The sequence below is a fragment of the Dickeya undicola genome (genome assembly GCF_000784735.1).
Classification (GTDB): domain Bacteria; phylum Pseudomonadota; class Gammaproteobacteria; order Enterobacterales; family Enterobacteriaceae; genus Dickeya; species Dickeya undicola.
Genome location: NZ_JSYG01000017.1, coordinates 27479 through 52440, shown reverse-complemented (window position 1 = coordinate 52440; position 24962 = coordinate 27479). Strand labels below are relative to the sequence as shown.

Below are 24962 nucleotides of genomic sequence, written 5' to 3'. Positions count from 1 at the left end.
AGGGTCAAGGCGCACCCAGGCGATGACCGGCGTCGGGACATCGCCTATAATCGGCCGCCCTGTGGGGCGATGACATGGCGGAACAACGGGAGAGCAATGTGGAACAGTTTGACGTAATCATCATTGGCGCGGGCGCGGCCGGGCTGTTCTGCGCGGCACAGGCTGGCCAGAAAGGGCTGCGGGTGCTGCTGGTGGATAACGGCAAAAAACCGGGACGCAAGATTCTGATGTCCGGCGGCGGACGCTGCAACTTCACCAATATGTACGCCGAACCGGCGGCCTACCTGTCGAACAACCCGCACTTTTGTAAATCCGCCCTCGCCCGCTATACCCAATGGGATTTCATCAGCCTGGTAAACCGCCACGGCATCGCGTACCACGAAAAAACCCTCGGCCAACTGTTCTGCGACGATTCCGCCCAACAGATTGTCGATATGCTGATGAAAGAGTGCGAAGCCGGTAAGGTGACACTGCGCCTGCGCAGTGAGGTGCTGTCGGTGGAAAAAACCGAGCGATTCCTGGTGAAGCTCAATACCGGTTTGGTTCAAGCGGCGGCGCTGGTTGTCGCCACCGGCGGGCTGTCGATGCCGGGGCTGGGTGCCACACCGTTCGGCTACCAATTGGCGGCGCAATTCGGCCTCAACGTACTGCCGACCCGCGCCGCACTGGTGCCGTTTACCCTGCACAAACCGCTGCTGGAGCAATTACAAACGCTCTCCGGCGTATCCGTACCGGCGGTGGTCACGGCCGAAAACGGCACCACCTTCCGCGAAAATATTCTGTTTACTCACCGCGGCCTGTCCGGCCCGGCTATTTTGCAACTGTCCAGCTACTGGCAGCCGGGGGAATTTGTCACCATCAATCTGTTGCCCAACCTTGATGTAACCGAAAGCCTTAACAGCGAACGTCTGGCGCACCCGAATCAGAGCCTGAAAAACACACTGGCGCAATGGTTGCCGAAACGGCTGGTGGAATGCCTACAGGCGCTGGGACAGTTACCGGACGTCACGTTAAAACAGCTCAACAAACCGCAGCAGGTCGAGGTAGAAACCACGCTGCAACAGTGGCGGGTACAGCCTAACGGCACCGAAGGCTATCGCACGGCGGAAGTGACGATCGGCGGCGTCGATACCCGCGAGTTGTCGTCAAAAACGATGGAAGCCAGCAACATACCAGGGTTGTACTTCATTGGCGAAGTGGTGGACGTTACCGGCTGGCTCGGCGGTTACAACTTCCAGTGGGCCTGGAGCTCCGCCTGGGCGTGCGCGCAGGCGTTGGGGTAACGACGGACGTCAACATAGCAACCGGCTCCTTTCATCCGTCCATCTTCCTCAAAAAAACAAAGCCGCCCGAAAGCGGCCATTGAACACAGAGATAATTGTTGCTGATGATAACGGCAAACCGGTTATCAGTTGTACAGTTCAGCTACGCCGCGCATCTGGTTTTCACCGGAAGTGGCGGAGATGATGCGGAATGATTTGGCACCGGCTGCCTGAGCTTTTTCAGACAGGCTGGCTTGCAGACCATCCAACGTAGCGGCAGTGGCGCTGACAGAGCCGACGGACAGGCTGGCGGACTGCTGTACTTCAGTTGCTGCAAAAGTGCCGAAAGAAACGGTAGCCAGAGCGATAACTGCAACAATATTTTTGATAGCTTTCATGGTCAATATCCTTCACGTTGAATTCGGTTAGTTTCTTTAGTGAAAGCGTCTTCGCTTTCGATGGAAGTGATAATAGACCTGTTGCCGCGACGTTAAAATCGGGTTTATTTGCAGATATCTTTCAAAAAATATGAATAAAAAATAATCATCAATTGCCTGTCACCCGCAGACCTCGCCGCGGGTGACAGACGCGCCGGTTATTGCAGTTCGACCCACAGCGGGTGGTGATCGGAACCCTGATTTTCGGTATCCGCCCAGCAACGGCGTACCCTCAACCCCAGAGATGGCGTCAGCAGGCAGTGATCGATACGGCCGCCGACATTCGGGTGGGTGGAACCGCTACTCTCCGGTTGACCGGCGGCAACCCAGGCATCCATCAACCCACGGTGACGCACCAACCGCCCGTGATGCGGCGACACCGGCCCAACCAGACGGCTGTACTCCTCGCTGTCTGGCAAGCAGTTCAAGTCACCCATCAGGATCATCTCCTGCGGCATCAACGGCATCCGGCCCTCGGTCCAGCCCGCAGCCGGGTCAGGATGACCGCCGCACCAGGCACCGCCTTCGTCCGGAGCGCGGGCGAACAATGCCAGCATCGCCTCCACCTGCGGCAACCGGGTATCGGCGCACAGGTGACTCAGGTGGGTGTTATAGACACGGATCGCCCCGGCACCGGTGTCGACAACCGTTTCCAGCACGCCTTGCTGAATAGAGTGTTGAGTCAGGGTGCCGAATTTCGGCAGCGGAAAATTGCGGCTGGAGAGAATCGTCCAGCGGGATAGCGTGAGGGTGCCGAACTGGCGACGACGATTGACGACCCGGCCATCCGCCGCCACGGTGCTGGCATCCATGTCCAGATTCGCACCGTAAACCCAATGGTATTCTCCCAGTAGCGCTGCCAGCTCCGCTGGTTGATCCGTCATGCCGGAACGTTGCCAGAAGCGTTCCACTTCCTGCATACAGATGATATCCGCACCGCGCACTTCATCCGCGATGCGAGCCAAATCGTAGCGACCATCGCGGCCAAGACCGTACTGAATGTTGTAGCTGACAATGTGCATAAGGCAACCTGTTGGTAAGTGGACGTTAACCTGCCGTCCGGCAGGCGAAAACCGTATTGGCTGGCAGCACGACGCTTGCATCGGGCAGTCGGTTGCCGTCGGCGTCAAACAACAGCAGGGTATCCACCGACAGCGACACCCCAACTGACATTCCCGCGTCGTACTGCGCTGTTGAACCGGCTACCAGCGCCTGCAACGGGCCGAGCGGTGTGTACAGGCGGTACAGGATTTCCCGCCCCATCGGCTCGACGTGTTCGATGCGCCCAGGCAGCAGGCCGATGCCGGGTGGTGTCAGGGTGACGTCTTCCGGCCGGATGCCGAGCGTCAGCGCGCCGTGATACGTCGATGACAGCCCCCAGCGTGCCTCACCCACCGTCAATTGATAGCCGTTGGCCTGCCCCGGCAGCAGGCAGATAGGCGGCGAACCGATAAAGCTGGCGACAAAGGTATTGGCGGGCTGGCGGTAGAGCTGTTGCGGGGTGCCAATCTGCTCCACCCGCCCCCGATTCATACAAATAATGCGGTTGGCAAGCGTCATGGCTTCCAGCTGATCGTGCGTCACCATCAGCGTGGTGGCGCGCGAGCGGGCGTGAATCGCTTTTAGCTCGGTGCGCATCGTCATGCGCAAGGTGGCGTCAAGGTTGGACAACGGCTCGTCCAGCAGCAACAGCGACGGCCGCTTCACCAACGCTCGCGCCAGCGCCACCCGCTGCTGCTGGCCGCCGGACAGCGCCGCCGGTTTGCGATCCAGCAATTCCGTTACCTGCACCAGCGCTGCTGCGTCCCGTACCCGCTGGTCGCGCTCGTCGCGTTCAGCAGGCTTGAAACGCAGCGGAAACGCGATGTTGTCGTACACGTTCAGGTGCGGGTACAGCGCGTAAGACTGGAACACCACACCAACGTTGCGGTCGCGCGCATCCACGCCGTTCACCCGCTGGCCGTCGAACAAGATATGCCCTTGCGTCGGCGCATACAGCCCAGCCAGTAGAAACAGCGTGGTAGATTTGCCGCAGCCAGACGGCCCGAGGATCGCCACAAATTCGCCGTCAGCCAGCGTCAGGTTAACCGGGTGCAGCACTGGTGTATCGCCCCAGGCTTTGGTGACGCCATCAAGCACAATTTCCGCCATAATCTCAGCCTTTGATTCCACCGACGCTCATTTGCGTCAGGTATTTTTGGGTTAACAGGTACAGCGCCAGCACCGGAAGGATGTAGATGACGCCCACGGCGGCAATCAGCCCGGAATCCGCGCCCATGCTGTCTTGCGATGCCCAGAACAGGTACAGGCTCATGGTCATCCTGCCGCTATCTATCAGCAGGGTGCGCACAAAAATGTACTCCTCCCAGCCGCGCAGAAAGGCAAAGGTGGCGATGGCGATAATGCCGCCGGTCACCTGCGGCAGCACCACCAGTCGGAAGGCCTGAAAGCGACTGGCCCCGTCGGTAATCGCGCTCATTTCGATATCCCACGACACGCCGTCGAAAAAATTTTTCATTACGAAGATGGCGAACGGCAGCTCAAGCGCGCACATCACCAACATTACGCCCCACAGGCTGTTGAGCAGCCCCATCCAATAGAGCTGGATAAAGATCGCCACCGTCAGCGCCATCACCGGAAAGGCGTGCAACAGCAGCAGTACCTTCAGCACCCCTTCGCGCCGTCGGAAACCGAGCCGGGACAAGGCATAAGCCGCAGGCACCGCCAGCAACGTCACCAGTAGCGTGTGACCAGCGGCGAACAACAGCGAGTTGCCAAGCGCGGTCCAGACAGACGGCAACATACCGTTCTGCATACCGGTGGACTGCACATCCGGGTTCCACAGAAAACGGTAGTTGTGCCAGGTGAGCAATGGCGCAACCCACAAGCCGAACACCAGCAACGCCGCCAGCCCGACCAACCACCGTAAACGTCGGGCGCGCGGTTCGGTACGCACCCGCCAGGCGACGGCGAGCAGCAATCCATACGCCAGCGCCGCGATCGTCAGCAACCGCCACAACACCGGATACTCGCTGCCATCCCGATGGGTAAACGAAATAGCCAGCAGCCACAGATACGGGGTCACTATCGGTATCGATACCAGCGTCAGAAACAGCACCACGCTCACCAGAAAACCCACCCGGTTCCAGCGCGAGCGCGCTGCCTGACGCGCCCAGTCAACTGCAATCATCGTCGTCATCGCATCACCTCAATTCGCGGAGGGGTAAACTGTGCGCGCATGTTCATCATCCGCCACTGCAACAGCGTCAGCGCCACGCCGAACACCATCAGCCCCAGCGCCAGCATGGCACCGTAGCCATAAGCACCGGACTCGAAGGCGCGCCGGTAAATGTAGAGCGCGTAGGTGGTGGTGTCGTACACCGGGCCGCCACCGGTAATCAGCAGGATGTACTCGTAGGTCACCAGCAGCGACAGTGCCTGATACAACGCAATGAAGCACACAGGGCTTTTCAGCGCCGGTAGCACCACATGACGAATCACCGACCACTCCCCAGCACCGTCCACCCGCGCGGCGTACCACAGGTGGGCAGGAATGGCACGAATGGTAGAAGCGAGAATCACCATCGCAAACGATGCCCCCACCAGGCCGTTCGCCACCACAATCAGTATCATGGGATGGTCGTTACGCAGATTGAGCGGCGGCAACCCGAACACGCCGACCACCACCTGATTGATCAGGCTATGGGGTGACGAGTCTGCCGCCCAGATCCACAACAGCGCGTACAGTACCGACGGTGAAATCCGTGGCAAAAACCAGATGCCGCGAAACAACACCCCTAATGCGGTCGGCACCGCGGTGGTGGCAATCGCCAGCACGATGCCTAACCCGAGGTTGAACAGCAGCAGCGTACTGGCGACGTACACCAGCGTGGTCAGCAAGATAGCGGGCAGGCGCTTATCCGACACCAGCAACCGCATCAGGTTGTCAGTACTCAAGGTGCTGATCTGCACATTGCTGCCCATATCGCTAAAGGCAATCACCAGATTGAGCAGCATCGGCGCGACAAAAAACACCGCCAGCACCGAGATAGCAGGCGCCAGCCAGCGCGCAGGGTGCACGCCAGTCGGGCGATTCGGGAACGTCACAGACATACGCGACCTCGTTCGTCAGCGCCGGAGACACAGGCTCCGGCCGTGTCTCATTGCAGGCTATCCACGATTTCCACGTCCTTGCCCAATTGGGTTTCCAGCTCGTCGGCGATAAAGTCCACCGCCTGTGCTGGGGTCATGCGCTTGGTTTCCACCGCCTGCAAGCCTTTGAACAGCACCCGGTTATAGTCGCCAAAGCGGGCGTGATTCGGCACAAAAGTAATGTTTTTCATCATTTTACCGGCCTCGCTTAACGCCCAATTGTCGGTGTATTGCGGCATTGCAGCCTGGGCATGACTGATAGCGGTATGGTAGGAACTGACAGCGTGGCGGTTGTTGTAGTACGGCAGGCTGGCGATAGCCACCAACTGTGCGGCCAGATCCTTGTACTGACTCTTGTTGCTGACCACGTAGGCGATAGGGTGTGACAGGTTGGCGGGCTTGCCGCCTTTCACCAAAGCCGGTGCCGCTATCCAGCCGATTTTGTGGGTGTACCCCGCTTTATCAGCAGGCCACGCCGGGCCAAAGCTATCGTTAACCTGCCAGGCCATTGCCCAAATGCCCTGATGGAACAGGAAGGCTTTTTCCTGCTTGAACGCGGTCTGGATGCTGTCCCAGCTCATGGCGGTGTTATCGGTCGGCGTCACCCCCGCCGCCACATTGCGGGCGTACCAGCTCAGCGCGGCCTCAACTTCTTTCTTCGCAAACAACAACTTGCCGGTTTTCTCATCCATGAACTTCGCGCCACAGGCGGCGAACACCATCAGATAATCGATGCCGACATTCGGGCGATGCAGCATACCAATAGGCGCAACGTGATGGTCTACCACCTCTTTCGCCAGCGCCGTCAGGTCATCCATAGTGAACTCGCCACTGTCCACGCGGGCGGGCAGGCTATCGATAAACGTTTCGTCTTTGCCAATCTTGCGCAGCATGTCCTTGTTATAGAAAAACATGCGGATTTCGGCATCCTGCGGCACGCCGTACACCTTGCCCTGATACTTCATCGCCTCCCACAACATCGGCAGGATATCGGCGTACACCCACGGATTCGCCTTGATCTGCCCGTCCATCGGCATGGCGTAACCGTTGCGGGCAAATTCGCCGATCCACTCGTGCGGCAGCAACACAATGTCCGGCCCCTGATTAACGCCAAAGGCTTTCAGCGTATCCAGCGCCAAATCGTCCCAGCCCTGCACCGCGCTGGCATGGGTATCGATAACGATTTTGCGATCGACCCCCGCTGCGGCGAACTGCTGGTTGAGCACCCCAGCCGCCTCCTCAATGTTGACGATGCGCATCGGCGCATTGCGGTCATTCAGGGTCCAAAGCTTGAGTTTGATGACATCCGCCACCGCCGCGTGGGCTATCAGCCCGCTCACCAGTAACGCCGACAGGGATAACGAAAGAAGTTTACGCACGGGCACCGTCCTGTTATTGAGGTTGACGAATTAATTAAGTAACTTAATTATATTGCAGACGTGTGAAGGAAACCGGACAGAACCGGGACAACGGATACCGATGGAAAAGCGAGAACTCACTGCCACCCACCGCAAACTGCTGGGATTGCTGCGCCGTTCGGGCAGCTTGTCGCGCAGCGCGCTGGCCGCCGCCAGCGGCCTGACCACCGCCGCCGTCAGCATGATGACGCGGGATATGCTCAACGTAGGTTTGTTGGAAGAGAGCGACCGGGCGCAGGGGCGGCGCGGTCCGCCGCAAATCAACCTGCGACCAGCGGCGCACGCGGGTTATGTGCTGGGGGTGTACGCGGAATATGACCTGATTTGCCTGATCCTGATGGATTACGCCGGGCGGTGCGTGGCGGAAACCACGCTGCGCGGCGATTTCCGGGTTGTCGATTCCGTGGCGGATACGCTGACCGACGCCATCCACACCCTGCTTAGCACTCAACCGCAGGCACGCGAGCGGCTGCTGGCCGTCAGCCTGGCGTTACCCGCCCGCTTCGACGGCGGTGCCATGCCAGTGTGGATCGCCCCCGGTCTGGCGGCCTGGCGCGGGGTGGATATCGCCCGACAACTCAGCGACCGGCTCGGCTGCCCGGTGCTGGTGGAAAACGACGCCAACTGCGCCGCCATCGGCGAGCTGCATTTTGGGTCCGCCACCCCGGACGACAGCTTTTTTTACCTGTATATCGGCAAGGGCATTGGCGGTGCGTTGATCCTCAATGGCGAACTGCATCGGGGCAGGCAAGGCAACGCTGGGGAGATTGGCGCGCTGCGTACCCGCGCGCAATCACGCCCGTCGTTTGACGATCTACACGCCTGCCTGCAAGCGGCAGGTGAGCCGCTGCCCGCCACCGCCGCCGATGCGAACTGGCAGACACTGGTGACCTCACCCGCCGCAGAGCGGTGGATTCAACGCGCCGCAGGCGAACTGTACCGGCTGCTCTATACCGTCACCGCCCTGCTCGACCCGCCCAGCCTCTACCTCGGCGGCACACTGCCTGCACCGTTCATGGCCGGATTGCAGGCCGCCGTCATGGCTCAGACACCGACGCAGGACGACGACGCACCACTGACGCTCCCACCACTGCGCCTCTCGACGCTACCGACACAAAACAGCGCCGCCTTCGGTGCGGCCGCGCTGGCGCTTCACCAATGCTAAAAACAACAAAGCCGCCCGAAGGCGGCCATTACTCACTCGGACACCTTCGGCTGAGCTACCGCTTTCCCGGATGAAACAGACCGGATAGTCCCAATATAACCGGTGCCCATGAGTACCCCGATGATGATCACCACCATCCCCGTTATTTGCACTGACTCAATGGATTTCCCCATCATAAAGCTGATGACCAGTGTGAAAACCGGCATCAGGTTGGTCGTCACCGAAGCTTTTTCCGGCCCCAGTTGCTGGCATCCTTTCACCCAGAAATAATAGGCCAGCACCGTTCCAGCAATAGCCATATAAGCCAACAACGTATAGGAAAGCCGGGATATCGACAGGTAATCGTAATTGATATCCTGCGTCAGCGCCGCCGACACCAACATAAACGCGGTGCCGAATAAAATTGTCCAACGGGTTGCCTGCACGGGTGGAACATGTGCAATCAACTTTTTCGTCAGCACGGCGTATAACCCACCACAGACGCAAGACACAGCCAACCAGATATCCCCGCTGTTATACCGCAGAGCAGCCACATTCCCTTTGGCGATAACCAAAAATACACCGAACAACCCAAGCATCAATCCGATATATTGAAGTAATGTGACTTTAACATTTAGCAATAGCCGGGAAAAAAGAATACTCGCTAACGGCATATTTGCCATAATTAGCGCCCCATTAATCGCTGATGTCGATTTCATTCCCACAAATATTGTATAGTTAAAACAAAAAACCCCGAGAAAACCCAACACTGCGAACGACAGCATATCCTTTATTGTCAGCGCAATATTCTTTCCTCTAAAAAAGAAAAAGGTCAGTGAAAAAATAACTGATGCAATAACAAATCGAATCATAGACGAGATGATCGGCGGCAAATTGGCGTCCAGCTCCGCAATCACATTAAAGTTACTACCCCAGAAAAATACGGAAAAAATAACCATTATCCATATGTGATTATTTGCTGTATGCATATTAAATCCTGTAGAAAATAAGAGCCTCACACCGGTGAGTTGTTCATTATTGTCTTTAACCGGGAATTTGTCTTCAACCAGAAATATACCCGTCACACTTCAAGTTGCAGGCCACCTATTGGCTACAAAGAAAAATAGCGAACGACGGCTCAAATAACAAAGCCGCCCGAAGGCGGCCATTGCGTTGCGTGATACTGGTGTTAGCGAATATCGATGGGATTAGTTGTACAGTTCAGCCACGCCGCGCACCTGGTTTTCACCGGAGGTAGCGGAGGTGATGCGGAATGATTTAGCACCGGCCGCCTGGGCTTTTTCAGACAGGCTGGCCTGAAAGCTGTCCAGTGTAGCGGCAGTGGCGCCGACGGAGCGCCATCCCGCGTTACTTCGGCAGGCGCGCCACCATCTCGCCCCAGGTGGTGAAGGTCTGGCAGGAGAAAATCGGGTGAGTGCCGTTATACAGCGGGTTGATAAGCCCGGCAAAGCCGCCGTCCGGCCCCCGGATATCAATGCGGCACCACGGCCAGCTCGCCAGCGGCAGCGCAAAGCTCACCTCGTCACGCCCCAGTTCATGGCGCGCAATCACCGTTCCGCCCGCTACGCATTCCGCCACATAGCCCGGCCGATCGTTTTCGATGACGAGGGTCGCCTGAACCGTGCGCGCCCCGACATTCTGCCCCGGCAACACATCGCCGTCGTCAAACCGGAAGCGCAGGCCGCACTGCCGGTCGATGTACACCCGGCCTTGCCGTAATCCGTGCAGAATGGCGTCGCCGCTCAGGCCGTGGGCAAACACCAGCGTCGTTGGGTCGCCGTACACCGAAGGCTGGGTTGCGCCGTCATAACGTTCGTCCGGGCGCAGATGACAATCGCTGCCGCCGACGGCGGCAATGCGCCAGCCGCCGTTCCACAACGTGCTCAGAACCTGCAACGCCCGTTCGGTGGCGGCGGCCGATGTCGGCCAGGTCGGGTCGCAACACACTTCCAGCGTGTTGATGCGCGCCAGCGGCATCGCCGCATACTGCCAGTGCCACGGCGGCATCATCGGATGGTTGATGCTGATGTTGCCGTCGCCCGTCACATTCAGCGACAGCCCCTGACGGATCAGCGTTTCCGGTGCCATATCCCCGTCATCCGGCGTCAGTACCCGCCGTGGACCATGCACATTGAAATGACCGATATCGGTGGTCACCTCCAGCGCAGGCAGAAACAGGGTACGGCCTCCCGTCGGCAGTGCCGGATGGCAGAGGTTATGCTCGGTCAGGAACAAAAAATCGAGCCGATGCTCTTGCGCCAGCGTCACCGCCGCCGCCAGGCTGTTATGCCCATCAGACAGCCGGGTGTGGGCGTGCAAATCGCCGCGATACCAGCGGGACGCCGGTTCGAAACAGGCGGAATAGTCAAAGCACACCTGATGGTCGCCGCGCAGCGCCACCGTCAGCAGCGTTTCATCTGGCGGCGGCAACGGCGGATTGAACGCCACCGTGATCTGGTAATCCGCCTGCGTCGGATGACTTGCCTGAGCCGGAATGCTGCACAGCACCAGCCGCCACGCCCCCGGCAGCAATGGTCCCGGTATGCCGCCCAACGGCAACGCACGCTGAGCATCGATAGCCACCGACTTAACGGTCGGCTCAATCAGCAGGTTGGCACGCAATTGCTGGCGGGCGTCGTAGACAAACGCATACAGGTAGCTTTTGTTGCGGTTATGCGCGGTCAGCGTCAGGCAGCCGACCCCCTCCGGCACGGTAAACTCCACATGCCCGCGCCCTGTCGTCAGGCAACCAGCAAGGGTCAGCTCCGGCTTATTCATGGAGGCGGTCCAGCGCTTTTTGCGCTTTACGGGCCGCCTCGGTCAATACCTGCTGTGCTGGTTTGTTTTCGATTTCCACCTGATCGGCAGCCACGGTCAGCGCATCCAGAATTTTGCCTTTGGTCGGGTCGATGAAATCCATACTGGCGGATTTCGCCTGCTGCACTGGCACCGCCGCCTGCGGGTTAGCGGCGACGTATTTCTGGTAGTCCGCGTCCTGCAATACGCTTTCGCGCACCGGAATATACCCGGTGAACATCGACCAGCGGGCGGTATTGACCGCACTGGTGTAAAAACGCATAAAGGCAAAAGCCCCCTTCGCCGCCGCGTCCGGCGTGCCGACAGGCATCACGAAAATCAGCGCGCCTGCCTGCGGTGCAGACGGATGGCTCCCCCAGCCCGGTTGGGGCAACGCCGCCAGCCGCTGGAAGTCGAGATCGCCCTGGTCGCCGGACGAACCGGTATACCCCAGCGCCCGGTCTTTCATCACGTCATCAATGGTTTTGTACCAGTATTCCCAGCCCTGACCACCGTGATAAATGCGCATGATGTGCTCTTCATGAATCCACCGGCGGAAGCTGTCCCACACCTCTACCCACGCCGGGGAGTCGATCAACACCTTTTTACCGTCGTCGCTGAGAATGCGCCCACCGTTGGACAGCGCCGCGTCAATCAGGTTACCCGGCCCCCACATCGGCTCCCAGCCGTAATAACGGGTATTGCCGTCAGCCTCTTTTTGGGTGACCGCCGTCGCTACTTTCGCCAGCCCCTGCCAGGTTTTCAGGTCATCCGGCGTAAAACCGTGCTGCGCCAGCACCGCCTTGTTGTAGTAAAGCACCTGGGTGGTGCCATAAGCGGGCAGGCCGTAAACGCTACCGTCCGGCTGGGTAACCTGACGGCGGAATGCGCCGATAAAATCGGTGAAATGGAAGCTGTCATCCATGTATGGACGGAGATCACGCAGCAACTTGCGCTCCGCCAGCGCCGTTCCCTGCGAGGCGTTCAACAGCGCGAACGCCGGGGCGTTTTTCGCCGCCATGCCTGCCTGTAGTTTTTGCCAGGTTTCATCGTAATTACCCTGCAACGCGCCTTTCACCACAAATTGATCCTGACTGCGGTTAAATTCGTCGATCAACGTCAGCATCATCTTTTGTGGCTTGGTGCCGCCGGAATACCAGAAGCTCACTTCAGTTGCAGCCTGCGCCTGCGCGGTCAGCAGCAGCGCGCACAACGCGCCGCTTACATATCGCCACCCTTTACATACGGTCATCATTATTCTTTCACTCCATTATCGGAAAAGCCGGACAGGATAATTCGTTGGCACAACAGGAATAAAAACAACATCGGCATCACCACAATGGCGCTGGCCGCCATAATATTCGACCAGTTAAATCCGTAGTCGCCTCCGGAAATAAAATACTGCCGAATGCCAATGGAAATTAAATTCAGCGACGGTGACGTAATCACCAGACTGGGCCACATGTAGCTGTTGTAATTGGTGATGAAAATGAGCAGGAATAACGTAGCCAGCACCGGTTTCATTTGCGGCAACACAATGGTGCGCAGCAACATCCATTCACCGGCACCGTCAATACGCGCCGCTTCCATTAATGACGGATGAATCTTTTTCAGTGCCTGATGTAAATAAAACACCCCCATTGCACTGACCGCGTTGGAAAAAATCAGGCCGAGATGGGTATCCAGCAAATGCAATTTAGCCAGAATGATGTAACAGGGAATATAGGTCACCGCACCAGGCAACATATAACAGGCCATCACCACGCCATACAGCAAACGGCTGGTTTTACCGCGCCACTGAACCACGGCGTAGGCAAACAGCAGGCTGTTGACCACCACCAGCAGCGACGTCAGCAACGCCACCGTCAGGCTGTTGTACATAAACAGCCCGAAATGCGTCTCGCGCCATACCGCGGCGAATGAGGAAAAGTCGGGATGCGACGGCAATAGTTGCAGCGGATGGCGGAAAATCTCGTCATTGGTTTTCAGCGCGCCGGACAACATCCACACAAACGGGAATACCATCAACAGACCGGCCATCACCAGTAGCAGATGTTTCAACACCCCCCGTCCGCGAAAAACCGGGCGACGGGCGGTAGTGGACATCACCGGCTCGGCCAGTGTGATCAGCGATGACACCATACCCAGGCTCCTTAGAAATAGACCCAGCGGCGGGCAATCAGGGTGTTGACCAACGACAATGACCCCGCCAACAGCAGGATCATCACCGCGGTGGCTGCTGCCGGTCCCATGCTGAACTGCTGGAACGCCTGCTGGTAAAACAGGTACATCAGCGTGCGGGTGCTATTGCCGGGGCCGCCCTGCGTCAACATTTGAAATTGATCGAATGCCTGAACGGCATTCACCAGATTGACGATCAACAGGAAAAAGGTGGTGGGGGAAATCAGCGGCAAGGTGATGGTTAACAGGCGTGTGGCACGGCTGCCGCCGTCCAGCCGCGCAGCCTCGTATAGCTCGGCGGGAATGCGGTTGAGCGCGCTGATGAAGAACATCATCGTCCAGCCGATGCCCTGCCATACCGTGACCGCCACCACCGCCAGCATGGCGCTGCCCGGCCGCTCCAGCCAGGGGACACCCGCTACGCCGAACAGCCCGAGCAGTTGGTTCGCCAGCCCGGCGCGAGAGTCGAACACCCATGACCACACCACGGAAACCGCGACTGTCGGGGTAATCCACGGAGAAAAGATCATCGCCTGATAACAGCGTTGCCCGCGACATCGGCGGTGCAGTAGCAGCGCGAATCCCAGCCCCAGTACCACCACCGGCATCACCACCGCGATGGCGAACACCAGCGTATTCACCAGCGCGCCGGAAAAATCATCGCTCTGCAGCAGGTCGCGATAATTATCCACACCGACGAGATGATAATCCGGCGAAATATAATCCCAGTCGGTAAGGCTGATATAGAGGCTGCAAAAAAAAGGAATCACCCAGAATAGCAATAACGGGATCAGCAGCGGGGCAATAAACCCAACGCAAATAAACCCTGAGCCACCAAACCCACCTAGGTTAAATAGCGCCGGTATTTTCCTGGCTTTCATGACCTCTCCGTAATTACACGCTGGTGTTAAACCGCTAAGCCTAAAAGCGCTCTGTGACAACAGACCGGCAAAAAAAAGACAGTTTCATGATGTGGACTTTCTTTTTTCACTTCACGCTATCCAAAATGAAAGTGATGCCGTTCACAGCATTCCCCGGCCCAAGAAGATATTTTCTCTTCAATAAACTTATTTACAGGCTGAAAAAAAACCCACGATTTTGACATAGAAAAAATATTCTTCCCGCTACCACCATCGCTTAGCCTTGCGGTAGCCAAAAGGCATGTATCCGAGGATCAATTATGTTATTCACACGCAAAACCGTCGCCGGGCTGTTGTTGTCGGCGTTACCCTGGCTGAGCGCACAGGCGGAAACCACGCCGTCAGGCTGGACGCTGGAAAAAGTGGTGGAAATCAGCCGCCACGGTGTACGCCCGCCGACGGAAGGCAACGTCAAAACCATTCAGGACGGCACCGGGCGCAACTGGCCTACCTGGCTGACCCATTACGGTGAGCTGACCGGTCACGGTTATGCGGCGGCGGTACTGAAAGGGCAGTACGAAGGGCAGTACCTACGCCAGCACGGGCTGCTGACCCAAAACTGCCCGGCGTCCGACGACGTGTTTGTTTGGGCCAGCCCACTGCAACGCACGCAGGAAACCGCAATGGCGCTGATGGATGGCGTATTCCCCGGTTGTGGCGTGGTCATTCGCGGCCCGGAGAGTGAAGACAACGACCCGCTGTTCCATGCCGAAACCGCTGGCGTGCCCGTGGACCAGGAGCAGGTGAAGGCCGATCTGCAAAAAGCGATGCAGGGCAAAAGCGCCGGACAGATTCAGGCGGAATGGCAACCGGCGATCGATCGCCTGAAACAGGCAGTCTGCCTGCCGGATAAACCCTGCCCGGCGTTCAGCACCACATGGGACGTGAAAGAGAGCAAAAAAGGGAATATCTCGCTGCATGGGCCGGAAGCGCTGGCCAACATGGCGGAAACCATCCGGCTGGCCTATAGCAACAACAACCCGCTCGGTCAGGTGGCATTCGGCAACGCCAGAACCGCCGCTGCGGTCGGCGCGTTAATGCCGCTGCTGACCGCCAACTACGATTTCACCAACGACTTGCCTTACGTGGCACGGCGCGGCGGTTCGATACTGATGAATCAGATAGCTCTGGCGCTCAACCCGGAGCACCAGGCCGACGCCCCACCCGACGCCAAATGGCTGCTGTACGTCGCGCACGACACCAACATCGCCAAACTGCGCGCCATGCTGGGCTTCACCTGGCAAATGGGCGACTACCCGCGCGGCAATATCCCGCCCGCAGGCAGCCTGATCTTCGAACGCTGGCGCAATCCGCAGTCCGGCCAACGCTTCGTGCGTATCTACTTCCAGGCACAATCGCTGGACCAGATCCGCGGGCTGACCGCATTGGATAACGACCATCCGCCGCTGCGCAGCGAATTCTCGATGAACGGCTGCCAGAAAACCGATGTCGGCACCCTGTGTCCGTACGATGCCGTGATGAAACGCCTCAACGGCGCGGTGGATCGCACCGCGCTGCTGCCGGTGCGCTATACGCTGTAATCACGATACCCATCACGGGCGAACCCTGCCCGTGATCACCGGCGACAGGCAGCCACCATCGCCGCTACCGGCACAATCTGCTGCGCCACTGTCGGGAAAGCTGGCGGCCGCCATAGCAAAAACCTGTTGTGCTACTCGACCACTTCCGGGCTTGCCGAGCTGGCGGCATCCTGCGGCGCAGATGGAAGCGCGTTAGCGGCCAGAAACAACAACCCCAGCAACCCCAAAATAGCGATGAGTCCATCACGGCCGTACCACTGCATCAGCGAACCGCTCACCAGTGGACCGCTGAAACTGCCGACGCCCCACAGCACGCCGAACAAGGCGTTGATCGCCACCAAATCGACGCCGCTGAACTGCTTGCCCGCCCGCACCAGCGACAGGGTGTAAATACTGCCTGCCACCGCGCCCAACAGGAAGACGTTAACCCACACCCAGCCGGCGCCGTAGCTGAACGGCAGACCGGCTAGCATCAGCACAAACAGCACCCCGCAGGCCAAATGCACCCGCAGCGTACCCAGCTTGTCAGAAACCCAGCCCAGCGGCACCTGCAACAACGCATCGCCGATAAACAGTACCGTCACCAGCAGCACCGCCAGCGACTCCTCGTAACCGTGCGCCATGCCGTACAGCGGCAACATCGACAGCACCGCGCCGTCGAAAAAGGCGAAGGCAAACACTGCCGCCGCCAACGCTGGCGCGGCCAACAGCAGCGAAAACAGGTTATGTTGTCGATGGGCGCTCAGCGCCAGTCCGGAAAAAGAGGAGCCTGGCACCATCAGCAGGCATACGCCATGCAGCGCCAGAATCAGCAATAACCCGGTCGGGTCGTCCAAACCGGTGAGGGAAATCAGCAGCGGCCCCAGCAGTTGCAGGCCGGTAAACGCGGTGGCGTACAATCCCACCAGCACACCCCGGCGGTGCTCGGCGGTATGACCGCTGACCCAGGACTCGCCGATGACGATAATCAGCCCACAGCAAAATCCCATCAGAAAACGCGGCACAGCCAGCAGCACAACGCTGTCGAGATAGAACGACAGCGCCAGGCTGACGCCCATGCCCCATGTCGACAGCGCCAGCAGGCGACCCACCGGCAAACGCATCGCCACCGGTGCCGCGACCCAGGAAGAGACGAAGACACCTATCGCCGGTAAGGCGGACATCATGCCTGTCAGCGCAGAGCCGTATCCCAGCGCGGTCAATTTCAGCGTGACCAGCGGGATAGAATACCCCTGAACCAAGCCCACCAACGAGGCGCTGGTCATTACTACCACAATCGCCAGTTGATGCGCGCGGCGCGATGTCGACATGCCGTTTCTCCGTCCTTTCGTGATTTATCTGGTGAACTACTGTCACCTAATTACCGAATTTTACCTATACCGGATTCCGGTGCTGAAACCAACGCCAATAGGCATTATCACCACAAAGCGATGAGAGTAAATTTCTTTATTTATCAAAAAACTAAACCATCACTGCGATATTTGAATGATTTTTCAACCGTCTTAAGTCTCTCTTAATGCTCCCCCGTTAGCATGACACCATCACATCCAGAGGCGACCCCGAGAATCCCTGTGCCATTCAGGAGTAAGACATGAGCTTTTACCAGCAACTGCAATCTGCAACCTCAACATCGCAACAACTGATGATGTCTGCTCCGGTCATTGACGCCTGCCGTCAGGGCACCCTCACCAGGGAGATGTACATCGCCTTTCTGACGCAGATTTATCACCATGTCAGTTATACCGTACCGCTGCTGATGGCCGCGAGTGGCCGTCTTCCCCGGCATCAGGCGTGGGTACGTGAGGCCATTGAGGAATACATTGACGCCGAGTACGACCACAAGGCCTCGATTCGCCACAGGATTCGTGCCTGCGGTGGCAAAACGGAAACCCTGAACCAGAACGCCTCCACTCAGTGGATTGAACTGATGGCGGCGTACCTCTATGACCAAATCCAGCGTGACAACCCGATGAGCATCTTCGGCCTGATACACGTGCTGGAAGGTATCCAGGCCCATATCGCGCCCGATATGGTCGAACAGCCAGAAGTCCAACAACGTTGGTCTGTTAGCTTGCAAACACAAGACCCGGCGGATAAAACAGACCCGAACGTCTTCGCTGAACTGATGGACAACATCAGTGACTCGGCCGACCAGACCGCGATCATCCATGCCGCTCACGTGGTTTACCAGCTGTACGGCGATATGCTGCACAGCCTCACGGAGCACTAATACCATGAAGCTAAAAAATAAACGTATTCTTCTGACGGGTGCCAGTAGCAGTACCGGCCAGGAACTGGCATTGTCACTGGCGGCCAGAGGTGCCAGGCTATATCTGGTCGGCCGTAATGAAAAGGTGCTACTGGCATTACAGAATCGGTTACCTGACCCCAGCCATCACAATATTTTGCTGGCGGACCTGAGTGATGAACAGGATCGCGACGCGCTGGCGGAGTGTTTTCCGGATAATGTCAGACTGGACGTGCTGATTAACAACACGGATACATCGACCTTCGGCCTGTTTGAAGAACAGAGTCAGGATGCCATTCGTCGGCAGCTCGCCCTTAATACCGAAGCACCGATATTACTGACCCACGCCTTGCTCGGCTGCATTAGCACACCCGGCATCATCATGAATATCGGCTCCACCCTGGATGGGATCGGCTATCCTGGATACAGTGCCTATTGCGCCAGTAAATTTGCCCTGCGCGGATTCAGTGAAGCACTGCACCGCGAATTGTCATCTAAAGGGATTAAAGTACTGCATCTGGCTCCCAGATCCATCCATACCGGACGCGACGCCCCGAAGACCAATGCCCTGGTTCACGCGCTGGGTTATCACAGCGACAAACCAGCCTGGGTGGCGGAACAGGTCGTCAACGCATTGGAGCAGGAAACGGTACGCCGTTGGCTGGGTTGGCCAGAAAAATTGTTCGTGCGGCTTAATGCGCTGGTGCCTGCCGTGGTGGATAGGGCCATCCGTCGCCAGCTTGCCGCTATTCAGCATTATGCAAAGACGCAGAAAAAATAGGGAAATCAAACATGGTCTTCCGGGTACACATGGCTATGCACCCACTTACTATGACTCGATCACCACGCATTCGATCACCAAGGCTCCTCCAGGCAACAATGCTATTGCTCGGTGGGCTGTTGGCGATACACATGGGCTATGCCAGCGCGATGTCGATGGATATCCACCGGCAATGGTCTGTTTGCCAGTACAAGACGTTGCCATCCCGTAAAGACGAGTGTTTTGCTGCCTTGAGCCAGCAGGCGCAGGAACAGGTGGAAAACCACCCTGACCGCGCGGATTATCTGATCTGGTCGGCAATGGTCGACAGCAGTTGGGCTGGCGTCAAAGACGGTATGGATGCACTCAATCTGGCCGGGCAAGCCAAAAGTACGCTGGAAAAAGCCATCGCCCTTGACCCCAATGCACTGAATGGCGCGGCTTACACCATCCTTGGCGTGCTCTACTATCAGGTGCCAGGTTGGCCGCTGGGGTTTGGTGATGACAAAAAAGCGGAGAAGTACCTGAAAATTGCGTTGAAAATAAATCCTGCCAACATTGATGCAAACTTCTTCTATGGCGATTTTTTGCTGAAAGCAGGACGCAAAAACGAAGCCAGACAATATCTGACCACCGCACTGAATGCCTCCCCCCGCTCAGGACGTGAAATCGCCGATCTGGGCCGCCATGTGGAAGCAGAAAAAGCACTGGCACAACTGAAACACTAATAGCCCCCTCCCCGCCATAAGCAGGTCCTCAACATGGCGGGAATCCACTGCCTATCCATGTTGTTTTTTTCACCTTTTATCGTCGCTCTCTGATTAAAACCCCTAATATTTTCGTAATGAAACTGATCACCAGCCCATCAATATGTAAAAAAGAGTAAAAGAGTAGAGAAATCACTTATCATTGATAAAAAGGTAATATTAAACAAAATATTAGTGAATCAGACGGGGAAAAGTGCTCACAATAAACCCGCATCCTGACAAGATAAAACATCAGAGAAACCAGGGCTGAAGCAGGACGTGGCATGACTATGCCTAAAAAACGCGGAAAGCGGTGAAAAAACAGCCACACTGAACAACAAAAACAAAAAAACTCGCTATCCAGTGGATGCGAGTTTCATGTTAACGATAACCGGGTTTTATCGTTGTAAAATTTGGTCGGTGAGAGAGGATTCGAACCTCCGACCCCTTCGTCCCGAACGAAGTGCGCTACCAGGCTGCGCCACTCACCGAGTGCGGGGCGCATATTACTGCGCCCCTACTATAGCGTCAATCCCTTTTTCATAAAAGCCAACAGGTTGGCGACAAAGTATCCGGCAGGGTAGAACAACATCGTTTTTACTGCCTGAACCGGTGTTGTCCCGCACCGCTGACAACGGCGTTACTCACGCCCTGACGCATTGCACCAGTTATTTTTTTCCTGAATGCCGCCATCCGGCGAGGTATAGCCCAGGCACCCCAGCATGGAGTCGAAAATCTCCTCATGACGCAGCACCTTTCCTTGTTGCTGTTGCGCCCGCAGTTGCTCAAACGCCTGCTGATTACGCGGCTGTGCCAGATACTGGTCCGAGGCCCATAACATAACCGGCGAACGGAACTGCTCCGGCGGTGCCAGCTGGCGCGGCGTACCATGCAAATGGTAGTTATCATCGATCGATTCACCGTGATCAGAGGAATACACCAGCAGCGCCTTCTTATCGCGCAACTGGTCAATGACCCGTTTGATGAAGGCATCGGTATACAACACGCTGTTATCAAAGGCATTGATTAACTGCTCCCTGGAGCAGGAGGCATCCACGCCCATACATTCCGGCTGATAACGGGCATAGCTGCGCGGATAGCGCATTGAATACAGATAGTGGGAGCCTTTGGTGTGCAGCACCACCAGATGCTTGCCGTTAGGGTAGCGCATCAGCGACTGTGACATTTCATCAACCAGCAGCATGTCGTCTACCGCTTTACCTTCATTACGCTTTTCTGAGGCAATCATTTCACGAAAGGCGTAATTGTCGGCCTGTATGTTGTTATAGAACCAGACTTCACTTTGCATCGCGAACAGCTCGGACGTGAACCCCAGCGACTTCATGACGGCAAAGATATTTTTTTCCCGCAATGTACGTTGCGGATTATCGGAAGTGCCGCCTTCCCGCACGAACATGCAACGCATCGACAGTTTGGTAGAGGTGTCGCAGGACTGACCGCGAAACGCCAGCAAATTCTTTTCCTTCGCCAGTTGCGGCGTAGTATCGCGCTCGTAGCCCAGCAGCCCCAGATGGTCCCAGCGAGTGGTTTCACCGATGATAAAGACGACGTAAGTGTCATCGATTCCTGCCGGTGCCTGATAAGTGAACTGCTTGCTGGGATCAATCAGCTCATCGTCATCCTGATTTTCATCATAACGGGCATAGGCAAACAAGCCGAAGGCCGACAACCAGTTGGCCGGAAGATAAGAATGAGCCACCACCCCGCCGTAACTTGGCAAATCCTGATTGGACAGTTTCTCCGCCGACGTATTCATCCGATCCAGATAGCGTAACGGTAACCACACCAGTGCGGCGGACACCACCAGACCCAATACCGCGACACGTCGATGCCCCTGGGTACGTAATTGTTCAATCAGTGTTTGTTGCAGGCGGTTTTTCCAGATAACAATCAAAGGCGGAATACTGAGCGACACCACCCACAACACAAAAAACAGCCCGATCACCTCTTTGGATAAATCAATATCCGTGGTCATTACCGCGGCGATAATGCCATAACCAATCACAACATTAAAAAAAGTCATGTAGTAGCTGGCGGCCACTGAAATCAATACCAGCAATGACGCAACCACACGAAAAAATCGACGTCCGCCAAGCGACAGCAATCGCATCAGGAAAAAGGTAAACAGAACACAAGCCATCGATTCCACCAGCAGGGGAATATATTTGGCGACTGGATTTTCGGTAAAAAACGGGAATGCATCTACACGCCGGTAAAAAACCGGAAGATTCAAAAAAAAGCCAATATAAATTGCCAATAACCAGGACAATTTAGATTGTGACAACGCCAGCAGGGATTTCATTCCAAACCATACTCCAGAGGTAAAAACATCCTGTAAACAGACCTATGGGATGTTTGAAAGTTCAGGCGCTATCAGCACATTCCGTTTTTTCTTATGCCATCATCTCCAGATAACCGAGAAAACTTTACACAAACCGTTCAGTATCCTTTAAGCAATCTGATTACCCCTTCAGCTAATAAGTGCCCCCTAAAAGAAAAAGTAAAAACCCTTATTAGATACGCTTATTTATTTTAAAGATCGTCGCGCTGGTTTCCTGTGTTATTCCTATTTTCTTTTTTGCCGCGTTGACTATTTTCCCCGTTCAATTCATCACGCTGGTTATTATCTGAAGCGTACCGTTATTTCATATCAGGCCGATTATTCCGTCATGATTTAACGCCTTGCTCCTTGAGCCATGCCAATTGCCGGACGATATCGGGGTGGTGCAGAAAGTCGCGAATGCGTTGCGCCCGCCGGACGCCAATACCGGAAAATTGCTGCCATTCGTCGATAGAGCGCTGCTGCAATTGCTCAAAGGATGCGCCATCCAGTGCGTGTCGAGCAGGGGATGGCACCGGGAGCCCTAGCGCCAGTAACCAATTTCGTAACGGCTGGCGGCGCGCTTGCTGAAACTGGCGGTGAATCCGCTCTGCCTGCTGTTCGCCGAAATCACCCGCCGCTGCCAGCTGAGCCGGTTCAAACGCCAGCCAGGACACCACATCGACCAGCGCACCGCGCTGTGTCAGTCGTTGCCAGGTGGCTTCGCTGATGCCACCAAGCGACAACCCGTTCCGCCCGCCCAGCCATACCAGCCGAGCCAGAAATTGTGGCTGGCATTCCCGGCTCCATTGCAAACAACTGAACACATCAAAGGGCGACACCGGCGGGACAGCTATCGCTTCACGTACCGCGCCGCGCCATACCACAGCATCCAACCGGGGAATTCCCAATCCCGCCAGACTAATGCTGACCCTATCCCCCGGCAGCACATCCCATTTTCGCCAACGGGATACCGAACCGAGATTGACCCGGCTAACGGTTTTGTCATCCAGTACCACCGGTTGCAGCTGCAACACCACAGTCATTCTGCCGGTACGTCCCACGTCAATATCGACACCGGTGACCTCCGTCACCCGGTTCACCAACGGATATTTCCAGGCTACCGCCCACTCCGCCGGGGTGTCTTGCCAGTAACGTCCGGCGGGTTCCTGCGCCTGACGCACCACTACGCCATCCGTCACAAACGGCAACGGCGCACGATACCAGCGCTCACGCCACTGCGCCGCCGTCTCCAGCGAAGAAATCGGCTGCGTGTAATCCGCCGTCAGCCCAAACCCCAACTCCCGTAATTTAGCCAGCCTCGTCGGCATATCCGCCGGGCCGTCCGGCCAGGCCCAGATAAATACTCCAATGCGTGACAGCAGCGGCGAAGGCTGTTTTCGCCGCATTTCACCCGCCACCTGCGCTCGTGCATTGATACCACCGACCTGCTGCTGACGATGGTCCGTCACCTGCAAATACAATTCACCCTGGAAAACCTGACGGCCAGATACACCGGGAAGATGCTGTGGCACCGTATTCATCTGGTTCACCTTGTCGGTCCAGTCCTCGCCCTGGCGGCCATTACCGCGACTGATGGCGGTCACCAGCTTCCCGTGTTCGTATACCAGCGTCACCGCCACACCATCGATCTTGGGCTGCACCCACAAATCATGATGTTGCGCGAACCACTGCTTCAGTTCGGCCGGTTCTGACAGTTTTTTCAGGCCAGTGTGCGCCACCGGATGCTGCCGTTTGCCAGTGCCAGGCAGCGCAATCGCAAAACGCCCGGCATCCGTCTGAAAACAGACTTGCCAGGTCGCCAGCGTTTGACGCAGTTGATCGTAAACCTGATCGTCCACCGGGCTTTGGCCCTGTTCATAATACGCGTTGTCCCACTGCGTCAGTTGCTGCCCAAGTTGCGTGATCTCCTGTTCAGCCCGCACCGATGACCACGCCGGACAAGACGCCGCTTCAGTCATCCCGCTCACAACAAACAGCACCGCTGCCAACATGTGTTGATATCGCATCGCTTTTCCTCCCTGAGCGAAAACCAGGACATTAATGCGCAGGCGGTCCGGGAATACGAGTGCGAAAATAAGGGAATGCGAAGCATCCCGCACGACATCACGCGAGTTGCTGCAACCGATATAAAAGCAGGAAAGCAGGCCACAAAACGAAAAGAGACGGGGTGACATAAGGCGGGCAGAGATTCAGGCTGTATTTCACCACGCGACGGTTCACACAGCGGCGTGTATAATGCGAGAAAATGCGCGACTGGGCGCATCTCTCCTTTCATCTTTATCAGACACAGAATTCACTATGGCTCAAGGCACGTTATACATTGTTTCCGCCCCCAGCGGTGCGGGGAAATCCAGTTTGATCCAGGCGTTGCTGAAAACGCAGCCGTTGTATGACACCCAGGTTTCCATTTCGCACACCACCCGTGCGATACGGCCCGGCGAAGTCCACGGTGAACACTACTTTTTTGTGCCAGTAGATGAATTCAAGCGAATGATTGGGGAGGATGATTTTCTGGAATATGCCGAAGTTTTCGGCAATTATTACGGAACGTCCCGCGCGGCCATCGAGCAGGTATTATCCACCGGCGTCGATGTCTTTCTGGATATCGACTGGCAGGGTGCCCGCCAGATCCGTGAGCGTATGCCGCAAGCCCGCAGCATCTTTATTCTGCCGCCTTCACAGGAAGAACTGGAGCGACGCCTGCGCGGTCGTGGTCAGGATAGTGAAGAGGTCATCGCCCGCCGGATGAAACAGGCGGTGGCGGAAATGAGTCATTACGCCGAATACGATTATCTGATTGTGAATGATGATTTCGATCTGGCGCTGCTTGATCTGAAAACCATCATTCGCGCCGAACGCCTGCGTCTGAGCCGCCAGAAAGTTCGACATGACGCTTTAATCACCAAACTATTGGCAGACTGACGGCACTTTCAGTATGATGCCCAGTCATTTTATTTCCCCACTGGAGTAC

Annotated in this window: 21 protein-coding genes, 1 tRNA gene and 1 pseudogene; 7 read left to right on the top strand and 16 right to left on the bottom strand. The window is 56.8% G+C overall.

The window, feature by feature from the left end; genetic code table 11:
• Nucleotides 1–98: 98 nt before the first annotated feature.
• Nucleotides 99–1283, top strand: a complete 1185-nt coding sequence (locus tag OB87_RS08050; RefSeq protein ID WP_033569042.1) for a BaiN/RdsA family NAD(P)/FAD-dependent oxidoreductase — start codon at nt 99–101, stop codon at nt 1281–1283.
• Nucleotides 1284–1408: 125 nt separating this feature from the next.
• Here the strand turns inward: OB87_RS08050 and OB87_RS08045 are convergent, their stop codons facing one another.
• From OB87_RS08045 to OB87_RS08020, 6 genes are all read right to left on the bottom strand, one after another.
• Nucleotides 1409–1660, bottom strand: a complete 252-nt coding sequence (locus tag OB87_RS08045; RefSeq protein ID WP_033568929.1) for a YdgH/BhsA/McbA family protein — start codon at nt 1658–1660, stop codon at nt 1409–1411.
• Nucleotides 1661–1857: 197 nt separating this feature from the next.
• Nucleotides 1858–2721, bottom strand: a complete 864-nt coding sequence (locus OB87_RS08040) for an endonuclease/exonuclease/phosphatase family protein (protein ID WP_033568928.1) — start codon at nt 2719–2721, stop codon at nt 1858–1860.
• A 25-nt stretch (nt 2722–2746) separates the two neighbouring features.
• Nucleotides 2747–3850, bottom strand: coding sequence for an ABC transporter ATP-binding protein (locus OB87_RS08035; RefSeq protein ID WP_033568927.1), 1104 nt, complete (start codon nt 3848–3850; stop codon nt 2747–2749).
• 4 nt (nt 3851–3854) lie between these two features.
• Complete coding sequence (locus tag OB87_RS08030; RefSeq protein WP_033568926.1) at nt 3855–4898, bottom strand: carbohydrate ABC transporter permease; 1044 nt, start codon at nt 4896–4898, stop codon at nt 3855–3857.
• Nucleotides 4895–5812 carry a carbohydrate ABC transporter permease gene (locus OB87_RS08025; protein WP_050515673.1) on the bottom strand — a complete coding sequence of 306 codons (918 nt, stop codon included), beginning with the start codon at nt 5810–5812 and terminating at the stop codon, nt 4895–4897. Before OB87_RS08025 ends, OB87_RS08030 begins: the two co-directional genes overlap by 4 nt.
• Nucleotides 5813–5859: 47 nt before the next feature.
• Nucleotides 5860–7230 (bottom strand): ABC transporter substrate-binding protein, encoded by a 1371-nt coding sequence (locus tag OB87_RS08020; protein WP_033568925.1) that lies wholly within the window; start codon nt 7228–7230, stop codon nt 5860–5862.
• Between the two features lie 100 nt (nt 7231–7330).
• Here OB87_RS08020 and OB87_RS08015 point away from each other — a divergent pair, with 100 nt between their 5' ends.
• Nucleotides 7331–8434 (top strand): ROK family transcriptional regulator, encoded by a 1104-nt coding sequence (locus OB87_RS08015; RefSeq protein ID WP_033568924.1) that lies wholly within the window; start codon nt 7331–7333, stop codon nt 8432–8434.
• 32 nt (nt 8435–8466) lie between these two features.
• Here the strand turns inward: OB87_RS08015 and OB87_RS08010 are convergent, their stop codons facing one another.
• From OB87_RS08010 to OB87_RS07990, 6 genes and pseudogenes are all read right to left on the bottom strand, one after another.
• Nucleotides 8467–9402, bottom strand: coding sequence for a DMT family transporter (locus OB87_RS08010; protein WP_033568923.1), 936 nt, complete (start codon nt 9400–9402; stop codon nt 8467–8469).
• A gap of 219 nt (nt 9403–9621) precedes the next feature.
• Nucleotides 9622–9768: pseudogene (locus OB87_RS21020) on the bottom strand (DUF1471 domain-containing protein); the annotation flags it as partial.
• A 13-nt stretch (nt 9769–9781) separates the two neighbouring features.
• Nucleotides 9782–11212: a CehA/McbA family metallohydrolase gene (locus OB87_RS08005; protein WP_033568922.1), complete on the bottom strand. Its 1431-nt coding sequence runs from the start codon at nt 11210–11212 to the stop codon at nt 9782–9784.
• Nucleotides 11205–12485 carry an extracellular solute-binding protein gene (locus OB87_RS08000; RefSeq protein ID WP_033568921.1) on the bottom strand — a complete coding sequence of 427 codons (1281 nt, stop codon included), beginning with the start codon at nt 12483–12485 and terminating at the stop codon, nt 11205–11207. The genes OB87_RS08005 and OB87_RS08000 overlap by 8 nt, the downstream gene beginning before the upstream one ends.
• The gene (locus OB87_RS07995; RefSeq protein ID WP_033568920.1) at nt 12485–13372 is read right to left on the bottom strand and encodes a carbohydrate ABC transporter permease; all 888 of its coding nucleotides are present in this window, start codon (nt 13370–13372) and stop codon (nt 12485–12487) included. The genes OB87_RS08000 and OB87_RS07995 overlap by 1 nt, the downstream gene beginning before the upstream one ends.
• Nucleotides 13373–13383: 11 nt before the next feature.
• Nucleotides 13384–14292 (bottom strand): carbohydrate ABC transporter permease, encoded by a 909-nt coding sequence (locus tag OB87_RS07990; RefSeq protein ID WP_033568919.1) that lies wholly within the window; start codon nt 14290–14292, stop codon nt 13384–13386.
• A gap of 299 nt (nt 14293–14591) precedes the next feature.
• On the opposite strand from OB87_RS07990, the gene OB87_RS07985 reads away from it, so the two are divergent.
• Nucleotides 14592–15872, top strand: a complete 1281-nt coding sequence (locus tag OB87_RS07985) for a histidine-type phosphatase (RefSeq protein ID WP_033568918.1) — start codon at nt 14592–14594, stop codon at nt 15870–15872.
• 131 nt (nt 15873–16003) lie between these two features.
• On the opposite strand, the gene OB87_RS07980 is transcribed toward OB87_RS07985, so the two are convergent.
• A complete protein-coding gene (locus tag OB87_RS07980; RefSeq protein WP_033568917.1) occupies nt 16004–17182 on the bottom strand; it encodes an MFS transporter in 1179 nt (392 codons plus the stop codon).
• A gap of 281 nt (nt 17183–17463) precedes the next feature.
• Here OB87_RS07980 and OB87_RS07975 point away from each other — a divergent pair, with 281 nt between their 5' ends.
• The 3 genes from OB87_RS07975 (at nt 17464) to OB87_RS07965 (ending at nt 19608) form a co-directional block, all read left to right on the top strand.
• Entirely contained in the window at nt 17464–18102 is a 639-nt protein-coding gene (locus OB87_RS07975) for an iron-containing redox enzyme family protein (RefSeq protein ID WP_033568916.1), read from the top strand.
• A gap of 4 nt (nt 18103–18106) precedes the next feature.
• Nucleotides 18107–18901 carry an SDR family oxidoreductase gene (locus OB87_RS07970; protein WP_033568915.1) on the top strand — a complete coding sequence of 265 codons (795 nt, stop codon included), beginning with the start codon at nt 18107–18109 and terminating at the stop codon, nt 18899–18901.
• A gap of 98 nt (nt 18902–18999) precedes the next feature.
• Entirely contained in the window at nt 19000–19608 is a 609-nt protein-coding gene (locus OB87_RS07965; RefSeq protein ID WP_033568914.1) for a tetratricopeptide repeat protein, read from the top strand.
• A 432-nt stretch (nt 19609–20040) separates the two neighbouring features.
• On the opposite strand, the gene OB87_RS07960 is transcribed toward OB87_RS07965, so the two are convergent.
• The 3 genes from OB87_RS07960 to ligB form a co-directional block, all read right to left on the bottom strand.
• Nucleotides 20041–20117: transfer RNA gene (locus OB87_RS07960), tRNA-Pro, on the bottom strand.
• Nucleotides 20118–20266: 149 nt separating this feature from the next.
• Nucleotides 20267–21949 carry a kdo(2)-lipid A phosphoethanolamine 7''-transferase gene (eptB, locus tag OB87_RS07955; RefSeq protein WP_033568913.1) on the bottom strand — a complete coding sequence of 561 codons (1683 nt, stop codon included), beginning with the start codon at nt 21947–21949 and terminating at the stop codon, nt 20267–20269.
• A 365-nt stretch (nt 21950–22314) separates the two neighbouring features.
• The gene (gene ligB, locus OB87_RS07950) at nt 22315–23997 is read right to left on the bottom strand and encodes an NAD-dependent DNA ligase LigB (RefSeq protein ID WP_033568912.1); all 1683 of its coding nucleotides are present in this window, start codon (nt 23995–23997) and stop codon (nt 22315–22317) included.
• 292 nt (nt 23998–24289) lie between these two features.
• Between ligB and gmk the strand changes: the two genes are divergently transcribed.
• Nucleotides 24290–24913, top strand: coding sequence for a guanylate kinase (gmk, locus tag OB87_RS07945; RefSeq protein ID WP_033568911.1), 624 nt, complete (start codon nt 24290–24292; stop codon nt 24911–24913).
• Nucleotides 24914–24962: the final 49 nt, after the last annotated feature.